At 68.9% G+C, this 17,029-nt stretch carries 13 protein-coding genes; 3 read left to right on the top strand and 10 right to left on the bottom strand.

Annotated features, from left to right (window positions below; genetic code table 11):
• Positions 1–76 precede the first annotated feature (76 nt).
• From OG266_RS08535 to OG266_RS08505, 7 genes are all read right to left on the bottom strand, one after another.
• Positions 77–1,282 carry an acyl-CoA dehydrogenase family protein gene (locus OG266_RS08535; protein WP_266473543.1) on the bottom strand — a complete coding sequence of 402 codons (1,206 nt, stop codon included), beginning with the start codon at positions 1,280–1,282 and terminating at the stop codon, positions 77–79.
• 2 nt (positions 1,283–1,284) lie between these two features.
• The gene (locus tag OG266_RS08530) at positions 1,285–1,797 is read right to left on the bottom strand and encodes a MaoC family dehydratase (RefSeq protein ID WP_326719734.1); all 513 of its coding nucleotides are present in this window, start codon (positions 1,795–1,797) and stop codon (positions 1,285–1,287) included.
• A gap of 5 nt (positions 1,798–1,802) precedes the next feature.
• Positions 1,803–2,762, bottom strand: coding sequence for a CoA ester lyase (locus OG266_RS08525; protein ID WP_266473540.1), 960 nt, complete (start codon positions 2,760–2,762; stop codon positions 1,803–1,805).
• Entirely contained in the window at positions 2,759–4,786 is a 2,028-nt protein-coding gene (locus OG266_RS08520) for a protein meaA (protein ID WP_371544218.1), read from the bottom strand. Before OG266_RS08520 ends, OG266_RS08525 begins: the two co-directional genes overlap by 4 nt.
• 8 nt (positions 4,787–4,794) lie before the next feature.
• Entirely contained in the window at positions 4,795–6,132 is a 1,338-nt protein-coding gene (gene ccrA / locus OG266_RS08515) for a crotonyl-CoA carboxylase/reductase (RefSeq protein ID WP_371544216.1), read from the bottom strand.
• Between the two features lie 421 nt (positions 6,133–6,553).
• On the bottom strand, positions 6,554–7,366 hold the full coding sequence (locus tag OG266_RS08510; RefSeq protein ID WP_371544214.1) for a TetR family transcriptional regulator: 813 nt from the start codon (positions 7,364–7,366) through the stop codon (positions 6,554–6,556).
• 136 nt (positions 7,367–7,502) lie between these two features.
• Positions 7,503–9,308, bottom strand: a complete 1,806-nt coding sequence (locus OG266_RS08505; protein WP_371544211.1) for a 3-hydroxyacyl-CoA dehydrogenase family protein — start codon at positions 9,306–9,308, stop codon at positions 7,503–7,505.
• Positions 9,309–9,671: 363 nt separating this feature from the next.
• On the opposite strand from OG266_RS08505, the gene OG266_RS08500 reads away from it, so the two are divergent.
• Positions 9,672–10,244, top strand: coding sequence for an adenylosuccinate lyase (locus tag OG266_RS08500; protein ID WP_371544210.1), 573 nt, complete (start codon positions 9,672–9,674; stop codon positions 10,242–10,244).
• A 9-nt stretch (positions 10,245–10,253) separates the two neighbouring features.
• On the opposite strand, the gene OG266_RS08495 is transcribed toward OG266_RS08500, so the two are convergent.
• The 3 genes from OG266_RS08495 to OG266_RS08485 form a co-directional block, all read right to left on the bottom strand.
• Positions 10,254–10,766, bottom strand: a complete 513-nt coding sequence (locus tag OG266_RS08495) for an N-acetyltransferase family protein (RefSeq protein ID WP_371552696.1) — start codon at positions 10,764–10,766, stop codon at positions 10,254–10,256.
• A gap of 162 nt (positions 10,767–10,928) precedes the next feature.
• A complete protein-coding gene (locus OG266_RS08490; protein WP_371544207.1) occupies positions 10,929–12,512 on the bottom strand; it encodes an alpha/beta hydrolase in 1,584 nt (527 codons plus the stop codon).
• Between the two features lie 150 nt (positions 12,513–12,662).
• Complete coding sequence (locus OG266_RS08485) at positions 12,663–13,706, bottom strand: Rv2578c family radical SAM protein (protein WP_371544205.1); 1,044 nt, start codon at positions 13,704–13,706, stop codon at positions 12,663–12,665.
• Positions 13,707–13,878: 172 nt separating this feature from the next.
• Here OG266_RS08485 and OG266_RS08480 point away from each other — a divergent pair, with 172 nt between their 5' ends.
• Together OG266_RS08480 and OG266_RS08475 are read left to right on the top strand one after the other, a co-directional pair.
• Complete coding sequence (locus tag OG266_RS08480; protein WP_266473528.1) at positions 13,879–14,322, top strand: SRPBCC family protein; 444 nt, start codon at positions 13,879–13,881, stop codon at positions 14,320–14,322.
• 181 nt (positions 14,323–14,503) lie between these two features.
• The gene (locus tag OG266_RS08475) at positions 14,504–16,891 is read left to right on the top strand and encodes an MFS transporter (RefSeq protein WP_371544202.1); all 2,388 of its coding nucleotides are present in this window, start codon (positions 14,504–14,506) and stop codon (positions 16,889–16,891) included.
• Positions 16,892–17,029: the final 138 nt, after the last annotated feature.

The following is a 17,029-nucleotide window of genomic DNA, read 5'->3' as shown; positions in this document are numbered from 1 at the left end:
GAAGCCGAGTCGACGGCTGAAGAGTGCTGACGGGGTGTGATGTTCTTCTCGAAGGAAACACCCCTAACCGGGACATCTAGCCCTGGAGTCGGTACTCTTCGAGCAGCCTGCGCCCGATGATCATTTTCTGGATCTCGGCGGTACCTTCGCCGATCAGCAGCATTGGCGCCTCACGGTAGAGACGCTCGATCTCGTACTCCTTCGAGAAGCCGTAGCCACCGTGGATCCGGAAAGCGTCCTCGACTACTTCCTTGCAGTATTCGGAGGCGAGGTACTTCGCCATCCCTGCTTCGAGGTCGTTTCGTTCCCCGGAGTCCTTTTTGCGTGCTGCATTCACCATCATCGCATGGGCGGCCTCGACCTTGGTAGCCATCTCGGCCAGCTTGAACTGGATCGCCTGGTGCTGGGCGATCGGCTTGCCGAAAGTGTGACGCTGCTGGGCATAGGAGACACCCAGCTCAAATGCACGTTGTGCGACGCCACAGCCACGCGCCGCCACATTCACGCGGCCGACCTCGACCCCGTCCATCATTTGGTAAAACCCTCGGCCGGTGGTCCCGCCGAGCACGCGATTGGCCGGAATGCGCAGTCCGTCCATGATCAACTCGGTGGTGTCGACCCCCTTGTAGCCCATCTTGTCGATCTTCCCGGGGATGGTGAGGCCGGGGCGGACCTCTCCGAAGCCGGGCTCCTTCTCGATCAGGAAGGTCGTCATCGACTTGTGGGCCGGGGTGCCCTCGGGGTGTCCTTCGTCACTCTTCACGAGGACGGCCACCAGGTTCGATGTGCCGCCGTTCGTCAGCCACATCTTCTGACCGTTCAGGACGTACTCGTCGCCGTCCTTGACCGCCTTCGACGTGATCGCCGAGACATCCGAGCCGAGTGCCGGCTCCGACATCGAGAAGGCGCCCCGCGTCTCGCCCAGCGCCATCCGCGGCAGGAAGTAGTCCTTCTGCTCCTGTGTGCCGTGCTGCTTGAGCATGTAGGCCACGATGAAGTGGGTGTTGATGATGCCGGACACCGACATCCAGCCACGGGCGATCTCCTCGACGCACAGCGCGTACGTCAGGAGGGACTCGCCCAGACCGCCGTACTCCTCCGGGATCATCAGCCCGAAGAGGCCCAACTCCTTGAGCCCGTCGACGATCTCCTGTGGGTACTCGTCGCGGTGCTCCAGCTCGGTGGCGACCGGGATGATCTCCTTGTCCACGAAGTCGCGGACGGTGGAGAGGATCTCCTGCTGGATTTCGGTGAGACCGGCGGTCTGGGCGAGTCGCGCCATGGCTACTTCTCCGTCTGCTTCAGCTCCGGGCGGCCGGGCTGCTCGCCGCCGCGCTCCTTGATGTACGTCTCGGTGGGGACCATCACCTTGCGGCGGAACACGCAGACCAGCGTGCCGTCCTGCTTGTAGCCCTTGGTCTCCACGTAGACGATCCCGCGGTCCGACTTGGACCTGGACGGCGTCTTGTCGAGGACCGTGGTCTCGCCGTAGATCGTGTCGCCGTGGAAGGTCGGCGCCACGTGCTTCAGCGACTCGACCTCCAGGTTGGCGATCGCCTTGCCGGACACGTCGGGGACCGACATGCCGAGCAGCAGGGAGTAGATGTAGTTCCCGACGACGACGTTCTTCCCGAAGTCGGTCGTCTTCTCCGCGTAGTTGCTGTCCATGTGGAGCGGGTGGTGGTTCATGGTCAGCAGACAGAAGAGGTGGTCGTCGTACTCCGTGACCGTTTTTCCGGGCCAGTGCTTGTAGACCGCGCCGACCTCGAACTCTTCGTAGGTGCGTCCGAACTGCATGGTGCTCAGGCCTCCGGGGCTTCGAACTTGGACGTGCGCTGCATGCCGGCGGCCCGGCCCTTGCCCGAGATGACGAGCGCCATCTTGCGGCTGGCCTCGTCGATCATCTCGTCGCCGAGCATCGCGGAGCCCTTCTTGCCGCCCGCCTCGGACGTGCAGTACTCGTAGGCGTCCAGGATCAGTTCGGCGTGGTCGAAGTCCTCCTGGGAGGGCGAGAAGATCTCGTTCGACGCCTCGACCTGACCCGGGTGCAGCACCCACTTGCCGTCGAAGCCGAGGGCGGCGGCGCGCTGCGCGACCTCGCGGTAGCCGTCCACGTTGCGGATCTGCAGGTACGGGCCGTCGATCGCCTGGAGGTCGTAGGTACGGGCCGCCATCAGGATCTTCATCAGGATGTAGTGGTAGGCGTCCGCGCCGTAGCCGGGCGGCTGTTCGCCCACGACCAGGGTCTTCATGTTGATCGACGCCATGAAGTCGGCCGGGCCGAAGATGATGGTCTCGGTGCGCGGCGAGGCGGCCGCGATCTCGTTGACGTTGACCAGGCCCTTGGCGTTCTCGATCTGCGCCTCGATACCGATCTTGCCGACCTCGAAGCCCATCGTCTTCTCGATCTGGGTCAGCAGGAGGTCGAGCGCGACGACCTGCTGGGCGTCCTGCACCTTCGGCAGCATGATGCAGTCGAGGTTCGGACCGGCGCCCTCGACAACCGTCACGACATCGCGGTACGTCCACTCCGTCGTCCAGTCGTTGACCCGCACGACCCTCGTCTTGCCGGTCCAGTCGCCCTCGTTGAGGAACTTGACGATGGTGTGCCGCGCCTCGGGCTTGGCGAGCGGCGCGCACGCGTCCTCGAGGTCGAGGAAGACCTGGTCCGCGGGGAGGCCCTGCGCCTTCTCCAGGAAGCGGGGGTTGCTTCCCGGCACCGCGAGGCAGGAGCGGCGGGGACGCAGACGGTTGACGGTCATGCGGGGACCTCCAGGGGGTCGAGCTTGTTCGCTTTGCGGATCTCGTCGACGATACGGCCGATGATTCCGGTGATGTCGAAGTCCTTCGGGGTGAAGACCGCGGCCACTCCCGCGGCTTTCAGTAGTTCGGCGTCGGCGTTCGGGATGATCCCGCCCGCGATCACCGGGATGTCGGCCGCACCGGCCTCGCGCAGCCTCTCCAGCACGTCCGGCACCAGCTGGGCGTGCGAGCCGGACAGGATCGAGAGACCGACGCCGTGCACGTCCTCGGCGACGGCCGCGGCCACGATTTCCTCAGGGGTGAGCCGGATGCCCTGGTAGACCACCTCGAACCCGGCGTCGCGGGCCCGCACGGCGATCTGCTCGGCGCCGTTGGAGTGCCCGTCCAGGCCCGGCTTGCCGACCAGGAAGCGGAGTTTGCCGACGCCCATGTCCTGCGCCGTCCGCTCCACCTTCTTGCGCACCAGCGCCATCGCGGTGCCCTCCTCGGCGGTGACCGCGACGGGCGCGGACGAGACACCGGTGGGGGCGCGGAACTCGCCGAACACCTCGCGCAGGGCCCCGGACCACTCGCCGGTCGTGACGCCGGCGCGGGCGCACTCCAGGGTGGCTTCCATGAGGTTGTCGGTGCCCTTGGCGGCCGCCTTCAGCCGCTCCAGCGCCTTGCACGGGCGCGGGTGGTTGAACGGCGGCTGATACCGGGTGTCGCGCCAGTTCTGGAGGGCCCCGACCACTCGGGCCTCGACCGCCGGGTCGACCGTCTGGATCGCCGCGTCCAGGTCGGCCGTGAGCGGGTTCGGCTCGGTCGAGTCGAAGATGTTGACGCCGACGATCTTCTCCTGGCCGGACTCGATACGGGCCCGGCGCTCGGCGTGCGAGGAGACGAGCTGCGATTTCAGGTAGCCCGACTCGACGGCGGCCATCGCGCCGCCCATCTCCTGGATGCGGTCGATCTCGGCGAGCGATTCCTCGACCAGGGACGCCACTTTGGCCTCGATGACGTGCGAGCCCTCGAAGATGTCCGCGTACTCCAGCAGGTCGCTCTCGTAGGCGAGCACCTGCTGCATGCGCAGCGACCACTGCTGGTCCCAGGGCCGGGGCAGGCCCAACGCCTCGTTCCAGGCGGGGAGTTGCACGGCACGCGCGCGGGCGTCCTTCGAAAGCGTCACGGCCAGCATCTCGAGGACGATCCGCTGGATGTTGTTCTCCGGCTGAGCCTCGGTCAGACCGAGGGAGTTGACCTGGACGCCGTACCGGAAGCGGCGCTGCTTGGGGTCCTCGATGCCGTACCGCTCGCGCGTGATCTGGTCCCAGATCCGCCCGAACGCCCGCATCTTGCACATCTCCTCGATGAAGCGGACGCCCGCGTTCACGAAGAAGGAGATGCGCGCGACGACATCACCCTTGCGGTCCTCGGCGATCTGCCCCGACGCGAACACCGCGTCCAGGACGGCGATCGCGGTGGACATCGCGTACGCGATCTCCTGGACCGGGGTGGCTCCCGCCTCCTGGAGGTGGTAGCTGCAGATGTTGATCGGGTTCCACTTGGGGATGTGGTTCACCGTGTAGGTGATCATGTCCGTCGTCAGCCGGAGCGAGGGAACCGGCGGGAAGACGTGCGTCCCCCGCGACAGGTACTCCTTCACGATGTCGTTCTGGGTCGTCCCCTGGAGCTGGGTGATGTCGGCGCCCTGCTCCTCGGCGACGACCTGATAGAGCGCCAGCAGCCACATGGCGGTGGCGTTGATGGTCATCGAGGTGTTCATCTGCTCCAGCGGGATGTCCTGGAACAGCCGGCGCATGTCACCGAGGTGCGAGACCGGCACGCCGACCCGGCCGACCTCGCCGCGGGCGAGGATGTGGTCGGGGTCGTACCCGGTCTGCGTCGGCAGGTCGAAGGCCACGGAGAGGCCCGTCTGCCCCTTGGCGAGGTTGCGCCGGTACAGCTCGTTGGACGCCTCTGCCGTGGAGTGACCGGCGTACGTCCGCATCAGCCACGGCCGGTCCTTCTGGCGCTCTGTCATCGATGACCTCAGATGTTCCGGAAGCGGTTGATGGCGTCGATGTGCTGGGCGCGCTTCTCCTCGTCGCGGACGCCCAGGCCCTCGCGGGGCGCGAGCGCCAGGACTCCGACCTTGCCCTGATGCAGGTTGCGGTGCACGTCGTAGGCGGCCTGCCCGGTCTCCTCCAGGGAGTACACCCGGGAGAGCGTCGGATGGATCTTGCCCTTGGCGACGAGCCGGTTGGCCTCCCAGGCCTCGCGGTAGTTCGCGAAGTGCGAGCCGACGATCTTCTTCAGGGACATCCACAGGTAGCGGTTGTCGTACTCGTGGTTGTACCCGGAGGTCGAGGCGCAGGTGACGATCGTGCCGCCCTTGCGGGTGACGTAGACGCTCGCGCCGAAGGTCTCGCGGCCCGGGTGCTCGAAGACGATGTCGACGTCCTCGCCACCGGTCAGCTCACGGATCCGCTTCCCGAAGCGCTTCCACTCCTTGGGGTCCTGGTTGTGCTCGTCCTTCCAGAACTTGTAGTCCTCGGCGTTGCGGTCGATGATCGCCTCGGCGCCCATCGCCCGGCAGATGTCCGCCTTCTGCGGGCTGGAGACGACACAGATGGGGTTGGCGCCGCCGGCCAGCGCGAACTGCGTGGCGTACGAGCCGAGCCCACCGCTCGCGCCCCAGATCAGGACGTTGTCGCCCTGCTTCATACCGGCGCCGTTGCGGGAGACCAGCTGGCGGTACGCGGTGGAGTTCACCAGGCCCGGAGCGGCGGCCTCCTCCCAGCTGAGGTGGTCCGGCTTCGGCATCAGCTGGTTGGACTTGACGAGTGCGACCTCTGCCAGGCCGCCGAAGTTGGTCTCGAAGCCCCAGATGCGCTGCTCGGGGTCGAGCATCGTGTCGTTGTGGCCGTCGGACGACTCCAGCTCGACGGACAGGCAGTGCGCGACGACCTCGTCGCCCGGCTTCCAGGCGTTCACGCCGGGCCCTGTGCGCAGCACGACGCCCGCCAGGTCGGAACCGATGATGTGGTACGGCAGGTCGTGCCGCTTGGTGAGCTCGCTGAGCCTGCCGTAGCGCTCCAGGAACCCGAAGGTCGCCATCGGCTCGAAGATCGAAGTCCACACCGAGTTGTAGTTGACCGAGGAGGCCATGACGGCCACCAGGGCCTCGCCCGGGCCGAGCTCGGGCACCGGCACGTCGTCCAGGTGGATCGACTTACGGGGGTCCTTGTCGCGGGTGGCGAGGCCGGCGAACATCTCCGTCTCGTCCTTGTGCACGGTGATCGCGCGGTACGACTCGGGGAGCGGCAGAGCGGCGAAGTCGGCGGACGTAGCTGTCCCCGACTGGATCGCGTCCAGGATTTCCTTCACGGTGTTGCCTCCGGCGACTGGCGTCTTGAGGGGAGACGCTGAGGGTTACGTCGGTGCTGCTGGGGTGAGGGGTGTGCCGTCGGTTCGGCGGAGGTGATGCTGTGGCAGCGCTGGGTCGGCGCAGAAGGTTGCCTGTGACGCAGGCGTCCGGGCGCGCTCGCCATTGGCTTGCGGGGACAGCCGACGTACGAAAGGTCTCTGCACGCCGGCCGCCCGGACTCCTTCAAGGTATGGCACGGCGTGTCACGTGACAAGGCACGGAGTGCCAGAAGTTGCGCTCAGGTGAAATCTTTACGTAACACTTGAGCGATGATCGATCAGGTGGGGCGCAAAGCGGCATGAAAACGCCGGACGAGCCAGGTCAAGCCCGTCCGGCGATCGAGGACAAGCGGCGAAGCCGCGGTTCGGTGAGGGGGAGTGGTTACGACCGGTCGCGGAGAGCCTGCTCGATGGTCCGCATGACCTGGTCAAGCGGGGCATCGACCCGGGCGACGGTCACCAGAACGTCCCCCTCCGTGAAGGAGGAAGCCGGTGCCGCCTGCGGCGCGACATCGCGCCCGGCGCCGATCCCGGTCCCGAAGGTCTTGCGGACGATCGAGAACGCGTGGTCCAGCTGGGTCTCGACGTCCCCCTGGCCCCCGGCCCGCAGCCAGCGCCGCAGCACGTGATTGTGTGCCGTCACCACGGCGGAAGCGGCGACCTCCGCGAGCAGCGGGTCGTCGTTGGCGTCGTCGTCGTGCGCGTGCTCGTCGAAGTGGCCCAGCAGATAGCGGGTGAACAGTCGCTCGTAGCGCGCCACGGAGGCGATCTCGGCCTCGCGCAGCGTCGGCACCTCGCGCGTGAGCTTGTAGCGCGAGACGGAGATCTCGGGCTGGGCCGCGTACATCTTCATGACTTCCTTGATGCCACGGCACACCGTGTCGAGCGGGTGCTCGTGTGCGGGAGCCGCGTTCAGCACCGCCTCGGCCCGGATCAGGGTGTCGTCGTGGTCCGGGAAGATCGCCTCTTCCTTGGAACGGAAGTGGCGGAAGAAGGTGCGACGGGCCACCCCGGCCTGGGCGGCGATCTCGTCGACGGTGGTCGCCTCGTACCCCTTGGTCGCGAACAGCTCCATGGCCGCGGCCGCCAGCTCGCGACGCATCTTGAGCCGCTGGGCCGCCGCGCGAGTGCCCGCGGCACTCTCCGGCGCGTCGGGCGTGGCTGGTGTACGTGAGGACTTGGCGGGCTGGGACATGACCCGAACGTACTGCATATGTGCAGGGGAGTGCGCATGTCCGGGGATCCCCCCGCCCTCCGTGGGCGGGGGGTTTCCGGCCGGGTCGAGCAGGCCGCCCCAGTGGGCGCTGTCCGCGAACCAGTCGCCCTCTCGCTCAGCGGCGGGCATATTCGCGGAAGCCGCGGCCCGTCTTGCGGCCGAGGCAGCCCGCGGCCACCAGGTGCTCCAGGAGCGGCGCCGGGGCGAGCCCCGGGTCGCGGAACTCGCGGTGCAGCACCTTCTCGATGGCCAGCGAGACATCGAGGCCGACGACGTCCAGGAGCTCGAAGGGGCCCATGGGGTAACCGCCGCCGAGCTTCATCGCGGCGTCGATGTCGTCGAGCGTCGCGTAGTGCTCCTGGACCATCTTGATGGCGTTGTTCAAGTACGGGAACAGCAGCGCGTTCACGATGAAGCCGGCCCGGTCCCCGCAGTCCACCGGGTGCTTGCGGATCTTCGCGCAGACCTCGCGCACGGTGGCGTGCACATCGTCGGCGGTCAGCACCGTCCGCACGACCTCGACGAGCTTCATCGCCGGGGCCGGGTTGAAGAAGTGCATGCCGATCACGTCCTGCGGGCGCGAGGTGGCGCGGGCGCAGGCGACGACGGGCAGCGAGGAGGTGGTGGTGGCGAGGATCGCGCCGGGCTTGCAGACCTTGTCGAAGGTCGCGAACAGCTGCTGCTTGATCTCCAGGTCCTCGGCGACCGCCTCCAGGGCGAGATCGACGTCCTCGAAGGCGTCGTACGAGCCCGCCGGCGTGATCCGGTCCAGGGTTCCCGCCGCGGCCTCGGCCGTCATCCGCCCCTTGTCGACAGACCGCGAAAGCGACTTGCCGATACGGGCCTTGGCGGCCTGCGCCTTCTCCTCGCTGCGGGCGGCGAGGACGACCTCGTACCCGGCCTTCGCGAACACCTCGGCGATGCCGGACGCCATCGTGCCGGAGCCCGCGACACCGACGGAGCGGACAGTGCGGCCGGGCGCCGGGGCGGCGCCTTCGAGGGGAGTCAGGGCGTCCCGCACGACACTCGCGCTGTTGGAAGCCTCGTACGAGTAGAAGCCGCGCCCCGACTTCCTGCCGGTCAGGCCCGCCTCGCTGAGCTGCTTGAGGATGGGCGCGGGGGCGTGCAGCCGGTCGTGCGACTCGGCGTACATGGCCTCCAGGACCGTGCGCGCGGTGTCGACACCGATCAGGTCGAGCAGTGCGAGCGGTCCCATCGGCAGCCCGCAGCCGAGCTTCATCGCCGCGTCGATGTCCTCGCGGGAGGCGTACTTCGCCTCGTACATCGCGGCGGCCTGGTTGAGGTAGCCGAACAGCAGCCCGTCGGCGACGAAGCCGGGGCGGTCGCCGACCGCGACGGGCTCCTTGCCGAGTTCGATGGCCAGGTCGGTGACCGCGGCCACGGCCCCCGGCGCGGTCAGCACCGAGGAGACGACCTCGACGAGCTTCATCGCGGGCGCCGGGTTGAAGAAGTGCAGGCCAAGGACGCGCTCGGGGCGGGCCGAGTCGGCGGCCAGGCGCGTCACGGACAGGGCGTTCGTGCCGGTGGCGAGGATCGTCTCCGGGCGCACGATGTCGTCGAGCGCGCGGAAGACCTGCTGCTTGATGTCGTACGACTCCGGGGTCACCTCGATGACCAGGTCCGCGTCGGCCGCGGCCGCGAGATCGGTGAACGTACGGAAGCGGGAGAGGACGTCCTCGCGCTCCTGCTCGGTCAGGCGCTCGCGGCGCACGGCGCGGGCGGTGGAGGCTTCGAGCGCCGTGACCGCCTGGGCGGCCTGGGCCTCGCTGATGTCGATGCCGATGACTTCGCGGCCGGCGCGTGCCAGAACCTCGGCGATGCCGGTGCCCATCGTGCCGAGGCCGATGACGGCGACGGTCTTGAGCGGGGACAGAGAGGTGTCGGAAAGGGGAGTGGCCATCGCGGGACTCCAGGGAGAGGGTGACGACTGAGGAGTGCACGCGGGTACGCCGACAGGCGCACACCGTGCGGAGGTTCTTGCGGGTGATTCCGGGCTGACAAGCGCACACGCCCGGTGCCGTTCCTGGGCGAAGCGCCCAGAGAACGTGAAGCCGACCGGCTCTGTCCCGGAGCCATGTCGTACTGAGGTACCTGAAGTACCGAACCGACTGCTCTCCCGGCGGCTGCGTCACCAGGCCACCGTGAGTAGAACGCGAGTGGGTAACTCGCTCGTCTGAGCTTAACCCGCCAGTAACGAGCGCGCCAGCCCCCGAGTTTGTGATGTACGTCCCCGCACCTCAGAGGTTTCCCTAGGCTCGGCGTCATGGACGAAGAGTTGCGATCACTCACGGAGCGTTTACGAGGCGAGTCCGGGGCCTCGGCGGCGTACGACCGTCTCGTGGCGACCGAGGACGCCGATGAGCTGGCGGCGGCGCTGACCGAGCCCGGACAGCCGCTGTGGGCACGGGAGTTGGTCGCTTTCCGGCTCGGGGCCGCCGGGGACCGGCGGGCCTTCGAGGCACTCGTCCTGTTCCTCAACCACCGCGAACCGCAGCGCTGCGCGTCCGCCGCCTGCGCCCTGGCCCGGCTCGGTGATCCCCGCACCTCCCGCGCCGCGGCCGCACTCGCCACCAACGAACTGCGCGTCGCCTACGCCCTGCATCCGGTACGCCTGCTGGCCGAGCTGCGCGCCCCCGAGGCCGTGCCCGCGCTGATCACCACCCTGGAACGCAGGCTGCGCCCGCACGATCCACACCGCAGGGTCGCCCTCGCCTGCGTGGAGGGGCTCGGCGCGCTCGGGGACGCACGGGCGAGACCGGTCCTGACGGAGGCGCTGGCGCATCCGACGCTCGCGGAGGCGGCGGTGCGGGCGCTGGCACGGCTGCCGAAGACGTAGGCCGCTGAGTCAGTCACTCTCCACGCTGGGGAAGGCGCGGACGTAACGCACCTCGGGCACCGCTACACCGTCCACGTCGAAAGGCTCCTCGGCGCCGTCGGGGGTGAACCCGGCCCGCTCGTAGAAACGGCGGGCCCGGGTGTTGCCCTTGAGCACCCACAGCAGCATCCGCCCGTGTCCGGCGGCGGCACACCGGTCCACCGACTCACTCAGCAGCGCCTGCCCCACCCCGTCCCCGGCCCGGTCGGGATGCACATAGATCGCGTACAACTCGACGTCCTCGGTGCGGACTTCACCGTCCCGGTACGGGCCGTGGCAGACCCAGCCGACCACCTCGCCGTCCCGCTCGGCGACCAGGTTCACGATCTCGGTGCCGCCCCGCCCGAAGCGCTCGCGGCGCCGCGCCGCGTCCTCCTCCACGCTGAGCGCGTCGAGATACGACTGAGGTATCAGCCCCTTGTACGCGGTCTGCCAGCCGCGGATGCGGATCTCGGCAACACGGGGACAGTCGTCGAGGGCCATCTCGCGGACCCGGAGGGCACTCACTCGCTCATCACCGCGCACGCCTCGAACGTGGAGGCGGGTCGGCCCGTCGGGGGTGGGAAAGGGAGTCGGGTCACTCATGCGTCCATGGTGGACCATGGGTCCGACAACGCCCCCGACGGGCCGCTGCTCAGGGGGTGTTCAGCCCCGGAAACCGAGCAGGCCGTGCAGTGTCGAGCCGCGCGAGGCGGTGGAGGCGGCCTTCGTGCTCAGCGGCTTCGGGTCGGGGAGCGTCTTGCACACCGCGTCGACCTCGCCGCCGCTGCGCGGCACCTTGCCGTCGGTCAGGTACGCCGCCAGGTGCTTGTCCAGGCAGGCGTTGCCGCTCAGCGAGATGCCGTGGTTCCCGCCGCCCTGCTCGACCACCAGGCTGGAGCCGCGCAGCAGGCCGTGGACGGTGACGCCGCCCTCGTACGGGGTGGCCGCGTCGTTCGTGGCCTGGAAGAGCAGCGCCGGTGGGATGGCGTCGTTGGCGACGTCCACCGGCTGGAGCGAGTCCGTCGGCCAGAACGCGCACGGCGCGTTGTACCAGGCGTTGCTCCAGGCCATGAACGGCGCCTTCTCGTACACCGCCGAGTTGTCCTCGCGCCACCGGTTCCAGTCCCGCGGCCAGGGCGCGTCACGGCACTGCACCGAGGTGTAGACGCTGTAGCTGTTGTCGCCGGCGGCGTCGACTGCGGCGAATTTGTCGTACGCCCTGACCAGCGGGACCGCGTTCTTGTCGTTCACGTAGGCCGCGAACGCCCCGGCGAGATAGGGCCAGTAGCCGTTGTAGTAGCCGCCGGGAGTGAACGTGTCCTCCACCTGGGAGGCGCCCACCTTCTTGCCTGCCGGCTTCTTGGCCAGGGCGGCGCGCATCGCGTACCACTTGGCCTCGATCTTCGCGGGGTCGGTGCCGAGCTTGTACGCGGAGTTGTGCTTGGCGACCCAGGACAGGAAGGCCCGGTGCCGGTCGTCGAAGGCGAAGTCCTGCATGAGGTTGTCGGCGTACCACACACCGGTGGGGTCGACGATGGAGTCCAGGACCAGGCGCCGTACGCGGTCAGGGTGGAGCTTGGCGTAGACGGCGCCCAGGTAGGTGCCGTACGAGTACCCGAAGTAGTTGATCTGCCCGGCGCCGAGCGCGTGCCGGATCGCGTCCATGTCCTGGACCGAGCTCACCGTGTCGATGTACGGCAGAAGCTTCGCGTACTTGGTGCCGCAGGCCTTCGCGAACGACTCGGCGCGCGTGAGGTTGGCCTTCTCGAGCGCCGGGGTGCTGGGCACGGTGTCCGGGCGCCCCGGGTTGAAGTACCCCGGCTTGCAGTTCAGGGCGGGCTTGCTCGCGCCGACACCGCGCGGGTCGAAGCCGATCACGTCGTACTGCGCCGCCACCGCCTTGGGCAGTGCGGACGCGACGTAACCGGCGAGAGTGCGTCCGCTCGCGCCGGGGCCGCCGGGGTTCACCAGCAGCGGACCCTGGTACTTCTTCGCGGTGTGCGAGACGCGCGAGAGGGCCAGCGTGATCCGCTCGCTGTACGGGTTCGAGTGGTCGAGCGGCACCTGCAAGGACGCGCACTGGAGCGTCGGATAGGCGCTGGTGCCGCACTTCTTCCAGGTGAGCTTCGCGGTCCGGTCGGTGCGCGGTGCGGTCGCGGCGCCGGCGCTCGCGTCTGCGGGGACCGATGCGATCATCCCGGCCACCACCGCGGCAGCACCGCACAGAGCAGCTGCGCGTTTCGTCATGAAGCCTCCCAGGGACGGAGGATTGTGAGCCGTGCACGCCACGGCCTTCGCCGCATCGTCCCGGAGAGGGGGTCCGTAAGAACCCGTTCTGGCGAGACTTGACCCGATTGGGTCGCGGGATGCGCTCGGATGCCCTGGAGAGGCCCGTGATCACAGGAGCGTGAGCTGTGTCGGTTGCTGCGCCGGTTCCGGTGCGGCGGGCTCCGGTGCCGTGATCCTGCGGGGCATCCCCGCGCGCGCGGGACCGATGCCGTACTCCTGGGCCAGCTCGTGCACCTGACGGGTGATCCGGCGCTGGTACCACTTCGGGGCGTAGGAGCCCTCCGCGTACAGCCGCTCGTAACGGCGTACGAGATGCGGGTGGTAGTGCGCCAGCCAGGCCATGAACCACTCGCGCGCGCCAGGTCGCAGATGCAGCACGAGCGGGGTCACGGAGGTGGCGCCGGAGGCCGCGATCGCCCTTACGGTGGCGCGCAGTTGGGCCGGGTCGTCACCCAGGAAGGGGATCACGGGGGCCATCAGGACCCCGCAGCCGATGCCGTGGTCGGTCAGGGTGCGTACGGCGTCCAGGCGGCGCTCCGGCGCGGGCGTGCCCGGCTCGACGGTGCGCCACAACTGGCTGTCGGTGAAGCCCACGGAGACGGAGATCCCCACGTCGGTGACCTCGGAGGCCTGCTTCAGGAGGTCGAGGTCGCGCAGGATCAGCGTGCCCTTGGTGAGGATCGAGAAGGGGTTCGCGTGGTCGCGCAGGGCGGCGATGATGCCGGGCATCAGCTGGTAGCGGCCCTCCGCCCGCTGGTAGCAGTCGACGTTGGTGCCCATCGCGATGTGCTCGCCGTGCCAGCGGCGTGAGCCGAGCTGGCGGCGCAGCAGGTCCGGCGAGTTGACCTTCACCACGATCTGGGAGTCGAAGTCGAGGCCCGTGTCGAGGTCCAGATAGCTGTGCGTCTTGCGGGCGAAGCAGTACACACACGCGTGCGTGCAGCCCCGATAGGGGTTCACCGTCCACTCGAACGGCATGCGGGAGGCCCCCGGCACCCGGTTCACGATCGACTTGGCCCGGATCTCGTGGAAGGTGATGCCCCGGAACTCCGGGGTGTCGAAGGTACGGGTGGTCACCGCGTCCGCGCCGAACAGCGCGGCGTCCCGGGCGGGATTCCCTGCGGGGTCCGCTGTGAGGTTCTCCCAGCGCATGACGCCTCCTCGGTAGCACTGACCACAGAATAGAACACATGTTCCCTTGATCGTGCGACCTCCTATTCCGTGTCCCGCGCGGCACCCTGTGAGGACCCCGATTTGGGCGGCCCGGCCGGGGGGTGGTTGGGTGGCCGCACACCCCGAGAAACCAAGTGCTGGAGGAAGTGCAATGGCGCAGGTCGAGGCCACGACTGAACGGGTCATCGCGGCGGACGCGGAGGCGGTGTTCGACGCCCTGGCCGACTACACCGGCACACGCGCGAAGCTGCTGCCCGAGCACTTCAGCGAGTACGAGGTGCGCGAGGGCGGCGACGGCGAGGGCACCCTCGTCCACTGGAAGCTCCAGGCCACCAGCAAGCGGATCCGCGACTGCCTCCTGGAGGTCAGCGAGCCCACCGACGGCGAACTCGTCGAGAAGGACCGCAACTCCTCGATGGTCACCACCTGGCGTGTCACCCCCGCCGGTGAAGGCAAGTCGCGCGCCGTCGTCACCACCGTCTGGAACGGCGCGGGCGGCATCGGCGGCTTCTTCGAGAAGACCTTCGCGCCCAAGGGCCTCGGCAGGATCTACGACTTGGTGCTCGCCAAGCTCGCCGCAGAGGTGGAGAAGTAGCCCCAAGGGCGACTTCGTGAGGTGTGCGGTCCAAGAGGCAACTCTCCAGGGCGTGTTGTCACCCTCACCGTTTCGAGTGGATCTCTCTCTGGCGTGCCGTTGTGCCGTAACTCGTCGCGCTTGCCTGCAGTTGTCGCGTAAGCGGGAATTGTGCGGGTAGGTGCGACGAGGGGAGCGGTACGTGGGCGGGATCACTCTGGTGAAGGACGAACCGGCTGCCGCACCCCCGCAGAACCCCGAACCACAGGCCGCCGGGATCGCCCAACTGGGGCCGCGTCAGGTCCGGTTGGTCTTCTTCGGGCTCATGCTCGCGCTGCTGCTCGCGGCGCTCGAGCAGATGATCGTCGCCACCGCGCTCCCGAAGATCGTCGGAGAGCTGCACGGCCTGGACAAGATGTCCTGGGCGATCACCGCCTATCTACTCACCTCCACCGTCGGACTCCCGATCTACGGCAAGCTCGGCGACCTCTTCGGCCGCAAGGGCGTCTTCCAGTTCGCGATCGTCGTCTTCGTGATCGGCTCCGCGCTGGCCGGCTGGTCGCGCACGATGGACCAGCTGATCGCTTTCCGCGCACTCCAGGGCGTCGGCGCGGGCGGCCTCATGATCGGCGTGCAGGCGATCATCGCCGACATCGTCCCGCCGCGTGAACGCGGCCGCTTCATGGGCCTGATCGGCGCAGCCTTCGGCCTCGCCTCCGTCGCCGGCCCGCTCCTCGGGGGCTATTTCACGGACCACCTCTCCTGGAGGTGGTGCTTCTACATCAACGTGCCCTTCGGCCTGCTCACCCTGGCCGTCGTCACCGCCGTACTGAAACTGCCGAAGCCCACCGCCCGAGCGCGCCTCGACGTGCTCGGGGCGCTGCTGCTCGCCGCCGCGTCGACCTGCCTTGTCCTGCTGACCAGTTGGGGCGGCACCGAGTACGCGTGGGACTCGCGGGTCATCCTCGGGCTCGGCGCGGGTGCGCTCGCCGCGACGGTCCTCTTCCTCGTCGCCGAGCACTTCGCCGCCGAACCCCTCATCCCCCTGAGGCTGTTCAGGGACGGCGTCTTCAACATCACCGCCCTGGTGGGCCTGATCATCGGCGTCGCCCTGTTCGGCGCCGCCAGCTATCTGCCGACGTTCCTGCAGATGGTGGACGGCGCCTCGGCCACCGAGTCCGGGCTCCTGATGCTCCCCATGATGGGCGGCATCGTCGGCGCCTCGGTCATCTCCGGGCAGCTCATCAGCAGGACCGGGCGCTACAAGGTCCACCCGATCCTCGGCGGCGCCCTCTCGGTCCTCGGCATGTGGCTGCTCTCCCGGCTCGAAGTGGACACGCCCCGGCTGCACTACAGCATCTGGATGGCGGTCCTCGGCGCGGGAATCGGCATGGTGATGCCGGTGCTGATCCTCGCCGTGCAGAACTCCGCGCGCCCCGCCGACCTCGGCACCGCGACCAGCGCCAACAACTACTTCCGGCAGATCGGCGGCAGCGTCGGAGCGGCCGTCTTCGGCACACTGTTCGCCAACCGGCTCGCCGACGAACTCGCCGACCGCCTCCCCGCGCACGGGGGCACCAGAGTCCCGGACTCCGAGTCCCTCACCCCGCAGCTCGTGCACGCGATGCCGGCCGCCCTGCGCGACGACTACATCGGGGCGTACGCGGAGGCCATGCCGCGGATCTTCCTCTACCTCGTGCCGGTACTCGTCCTCGGCCTGCTCATCGCCTTCTTCCTCAAGGAGAAACCCCTGGTGTCCCACAACGCCCCAGCCACCGAAGCCGAGTCCGCACCGCTCACCCAGATCCCGCACGCCCGCACGTCGTACGCCGCCGGGATCCCCGTCTGCGGCACGGTGCAGCACCCCGACGGCACCGTCGTGCCGCGAGCCGCGCTCACCCTCATCGACGTCGCGGGACAGCAGATCGGGCGGGGCGCCAGCGGCGAGGACGGGCGGTACGCGCTGTCCACGCCGGGGTCGGGGTCGTACGTCCTGATCGCCGCGGCGGGAGGCCACCAGCCGCAGGCCGTCTCGGTGACCGTCGGCGAGCGTCCCGTGGAGCTCGACGTCGTGCTCGGCGGTGCGGGGCGCCTCGCCGGGAGCGTGCTGACGGCGGACGGCACCCCCGTGCGCGAGGCCATCGTCACGCTCACCAACGTCCACGGGGAGGTCGTCGCCACCACCCGCAGCGGACGCGAAGGGGGCTATGTCATCACGGAGTTGGTCGCGGGCGAGTACACCCTCGCCGCCAGCGCGCCCGCCTTCCGCCCGGCCGCGCTCCCCGTCTCCGTCCAGGCCGCCCGCGAAACCCGCCAGGACGTCGAACTCGCCGGCGGCGCAGTGCTGCGCGGCACCGTGCGGGCCGGTGGCGGGCGCCCGGTGGAGGACGCGCGCGTGACCCTCCTCGACGCCGCCGGCAACGTGGTGGACACGCTCACCACCGGAGCCGACGGAACGTTCCGGTTCGTGGATCTGTCCTCCGGCGAGTACACCGTCATCGCGGCCGGCTATCCGCCGGTGGCCACCGTGCTCCAGGTCGCCGGGGGCGGCAGGACGGAGCGCGACCTGCAACTCGGGCACGAGGACTAGGCATCGCCGGACCACGCCGCGCCCGCAACGCGCCGGAGGCTACCCGCGAGTTCAATTCCGGAATTGCCACACATCGGAACCGGCCACCGCCGTACGGTAGTAGTGGCGGCACAGATCTTGCGGAGCCGGTGGGAGAGA

Origin of the sequence: Streptomyces sp. NBC_00554 (genome assembly GCF_041431135.1) — a bacterium.
Taxonomy (GTDB): Bacteria; Actinomycetota; Actinomycetes; order Streptomycetales; family Streptomycetaceae; genus Streptomyces.
The sequence above is the reverse complement of the archived record's forward strand: the minus strand, read 5'-3'. Positions and strand labels throughout refer to the sequence as shown.

Excerpts from the sequence above, each read along its gene's own strand:
- OG266_RS08525 (WP_266473540.1), bottom strand. The coding sequence starts at position 2,762 with ATGACCGTCAACCGTCTGCGTCCCCGCCGCTCCTGCCTCGCGGTGCCG.
- OG266_RS08485 (WP_371544205.1), bottom strand. The coding sequence starts at position 13,706 with ATGCGCTGGGAGAACCTCACAGCGGACCCCGCAGGGAATCCCGCCCGG.
- OG266_RS08500 (WP_371544210.1), top strand. The coding sequence starts at position 9,672 with ATGGACGAAGAGTTGCGATCACTCACGGAGCGTTTACGAGGCGAGTCC.
- OG266_RS08510 (WP_371544214.1), bottom strand. The coding sequence starts at position 7,366 with ATGTCCCAGCCCGCCAAGTCCTCACGTACACCAGCCACGCCCGACGCG.
- OG266_RS08520 (WP_371544218.1), bottom strand. The coding sequence starts at position 4,786 with ATGACAGAGCGCCAGAAGGACCGGCCGTGGCTGATGCGGACGTACGCC.
- OG266_RS08480 (WP_266473528.1), top strand. The coding sequence starts at position 13,879 with ATGGCGCAGGTCGAGGCCACGACTGAACGGGTCATCGCGGCGGACGCG.
- OG266_RS08530 (WP_326719734.1), bottom strand. The coding sequence starts at position 1,797 with ATGCAGTTCGGACGCACCTACGAAGAGTTCGAGGTCGGCGCGGTCTAC.
- OG266_RS08535 (WP_266473543.1), bottom strand. The coding sequence starts at position 1,282 with ATGGCGCGACTCGCCCAGACCGCCGGTCTCACCGAAATCCAGCAGGAG.
- OG266_RS08490 (WP_371544207.1), bottom strand. The coding sequence starts at position 12,512 with ATGACGAAACGCGCAGCTGCTCTGTGCGGTGCTGCCGCGGTGGTGGCC.
- OG266_RS08505 (WP_371544211.1), bottom strand. The coding sequence starts at position 9,308 with ATGGCCACTCCCCTTTCCGACACCTCTCTGTCCCCGCTCAAGACCGTC.
- OG266_RS08495 (WP_371552696.1), bottom strand. The coding sequence starts at position 10,766 with ATGGCCCTCGACGACTGTCCCCGTGTTGCCGAGATCCGCATCCGCGGC.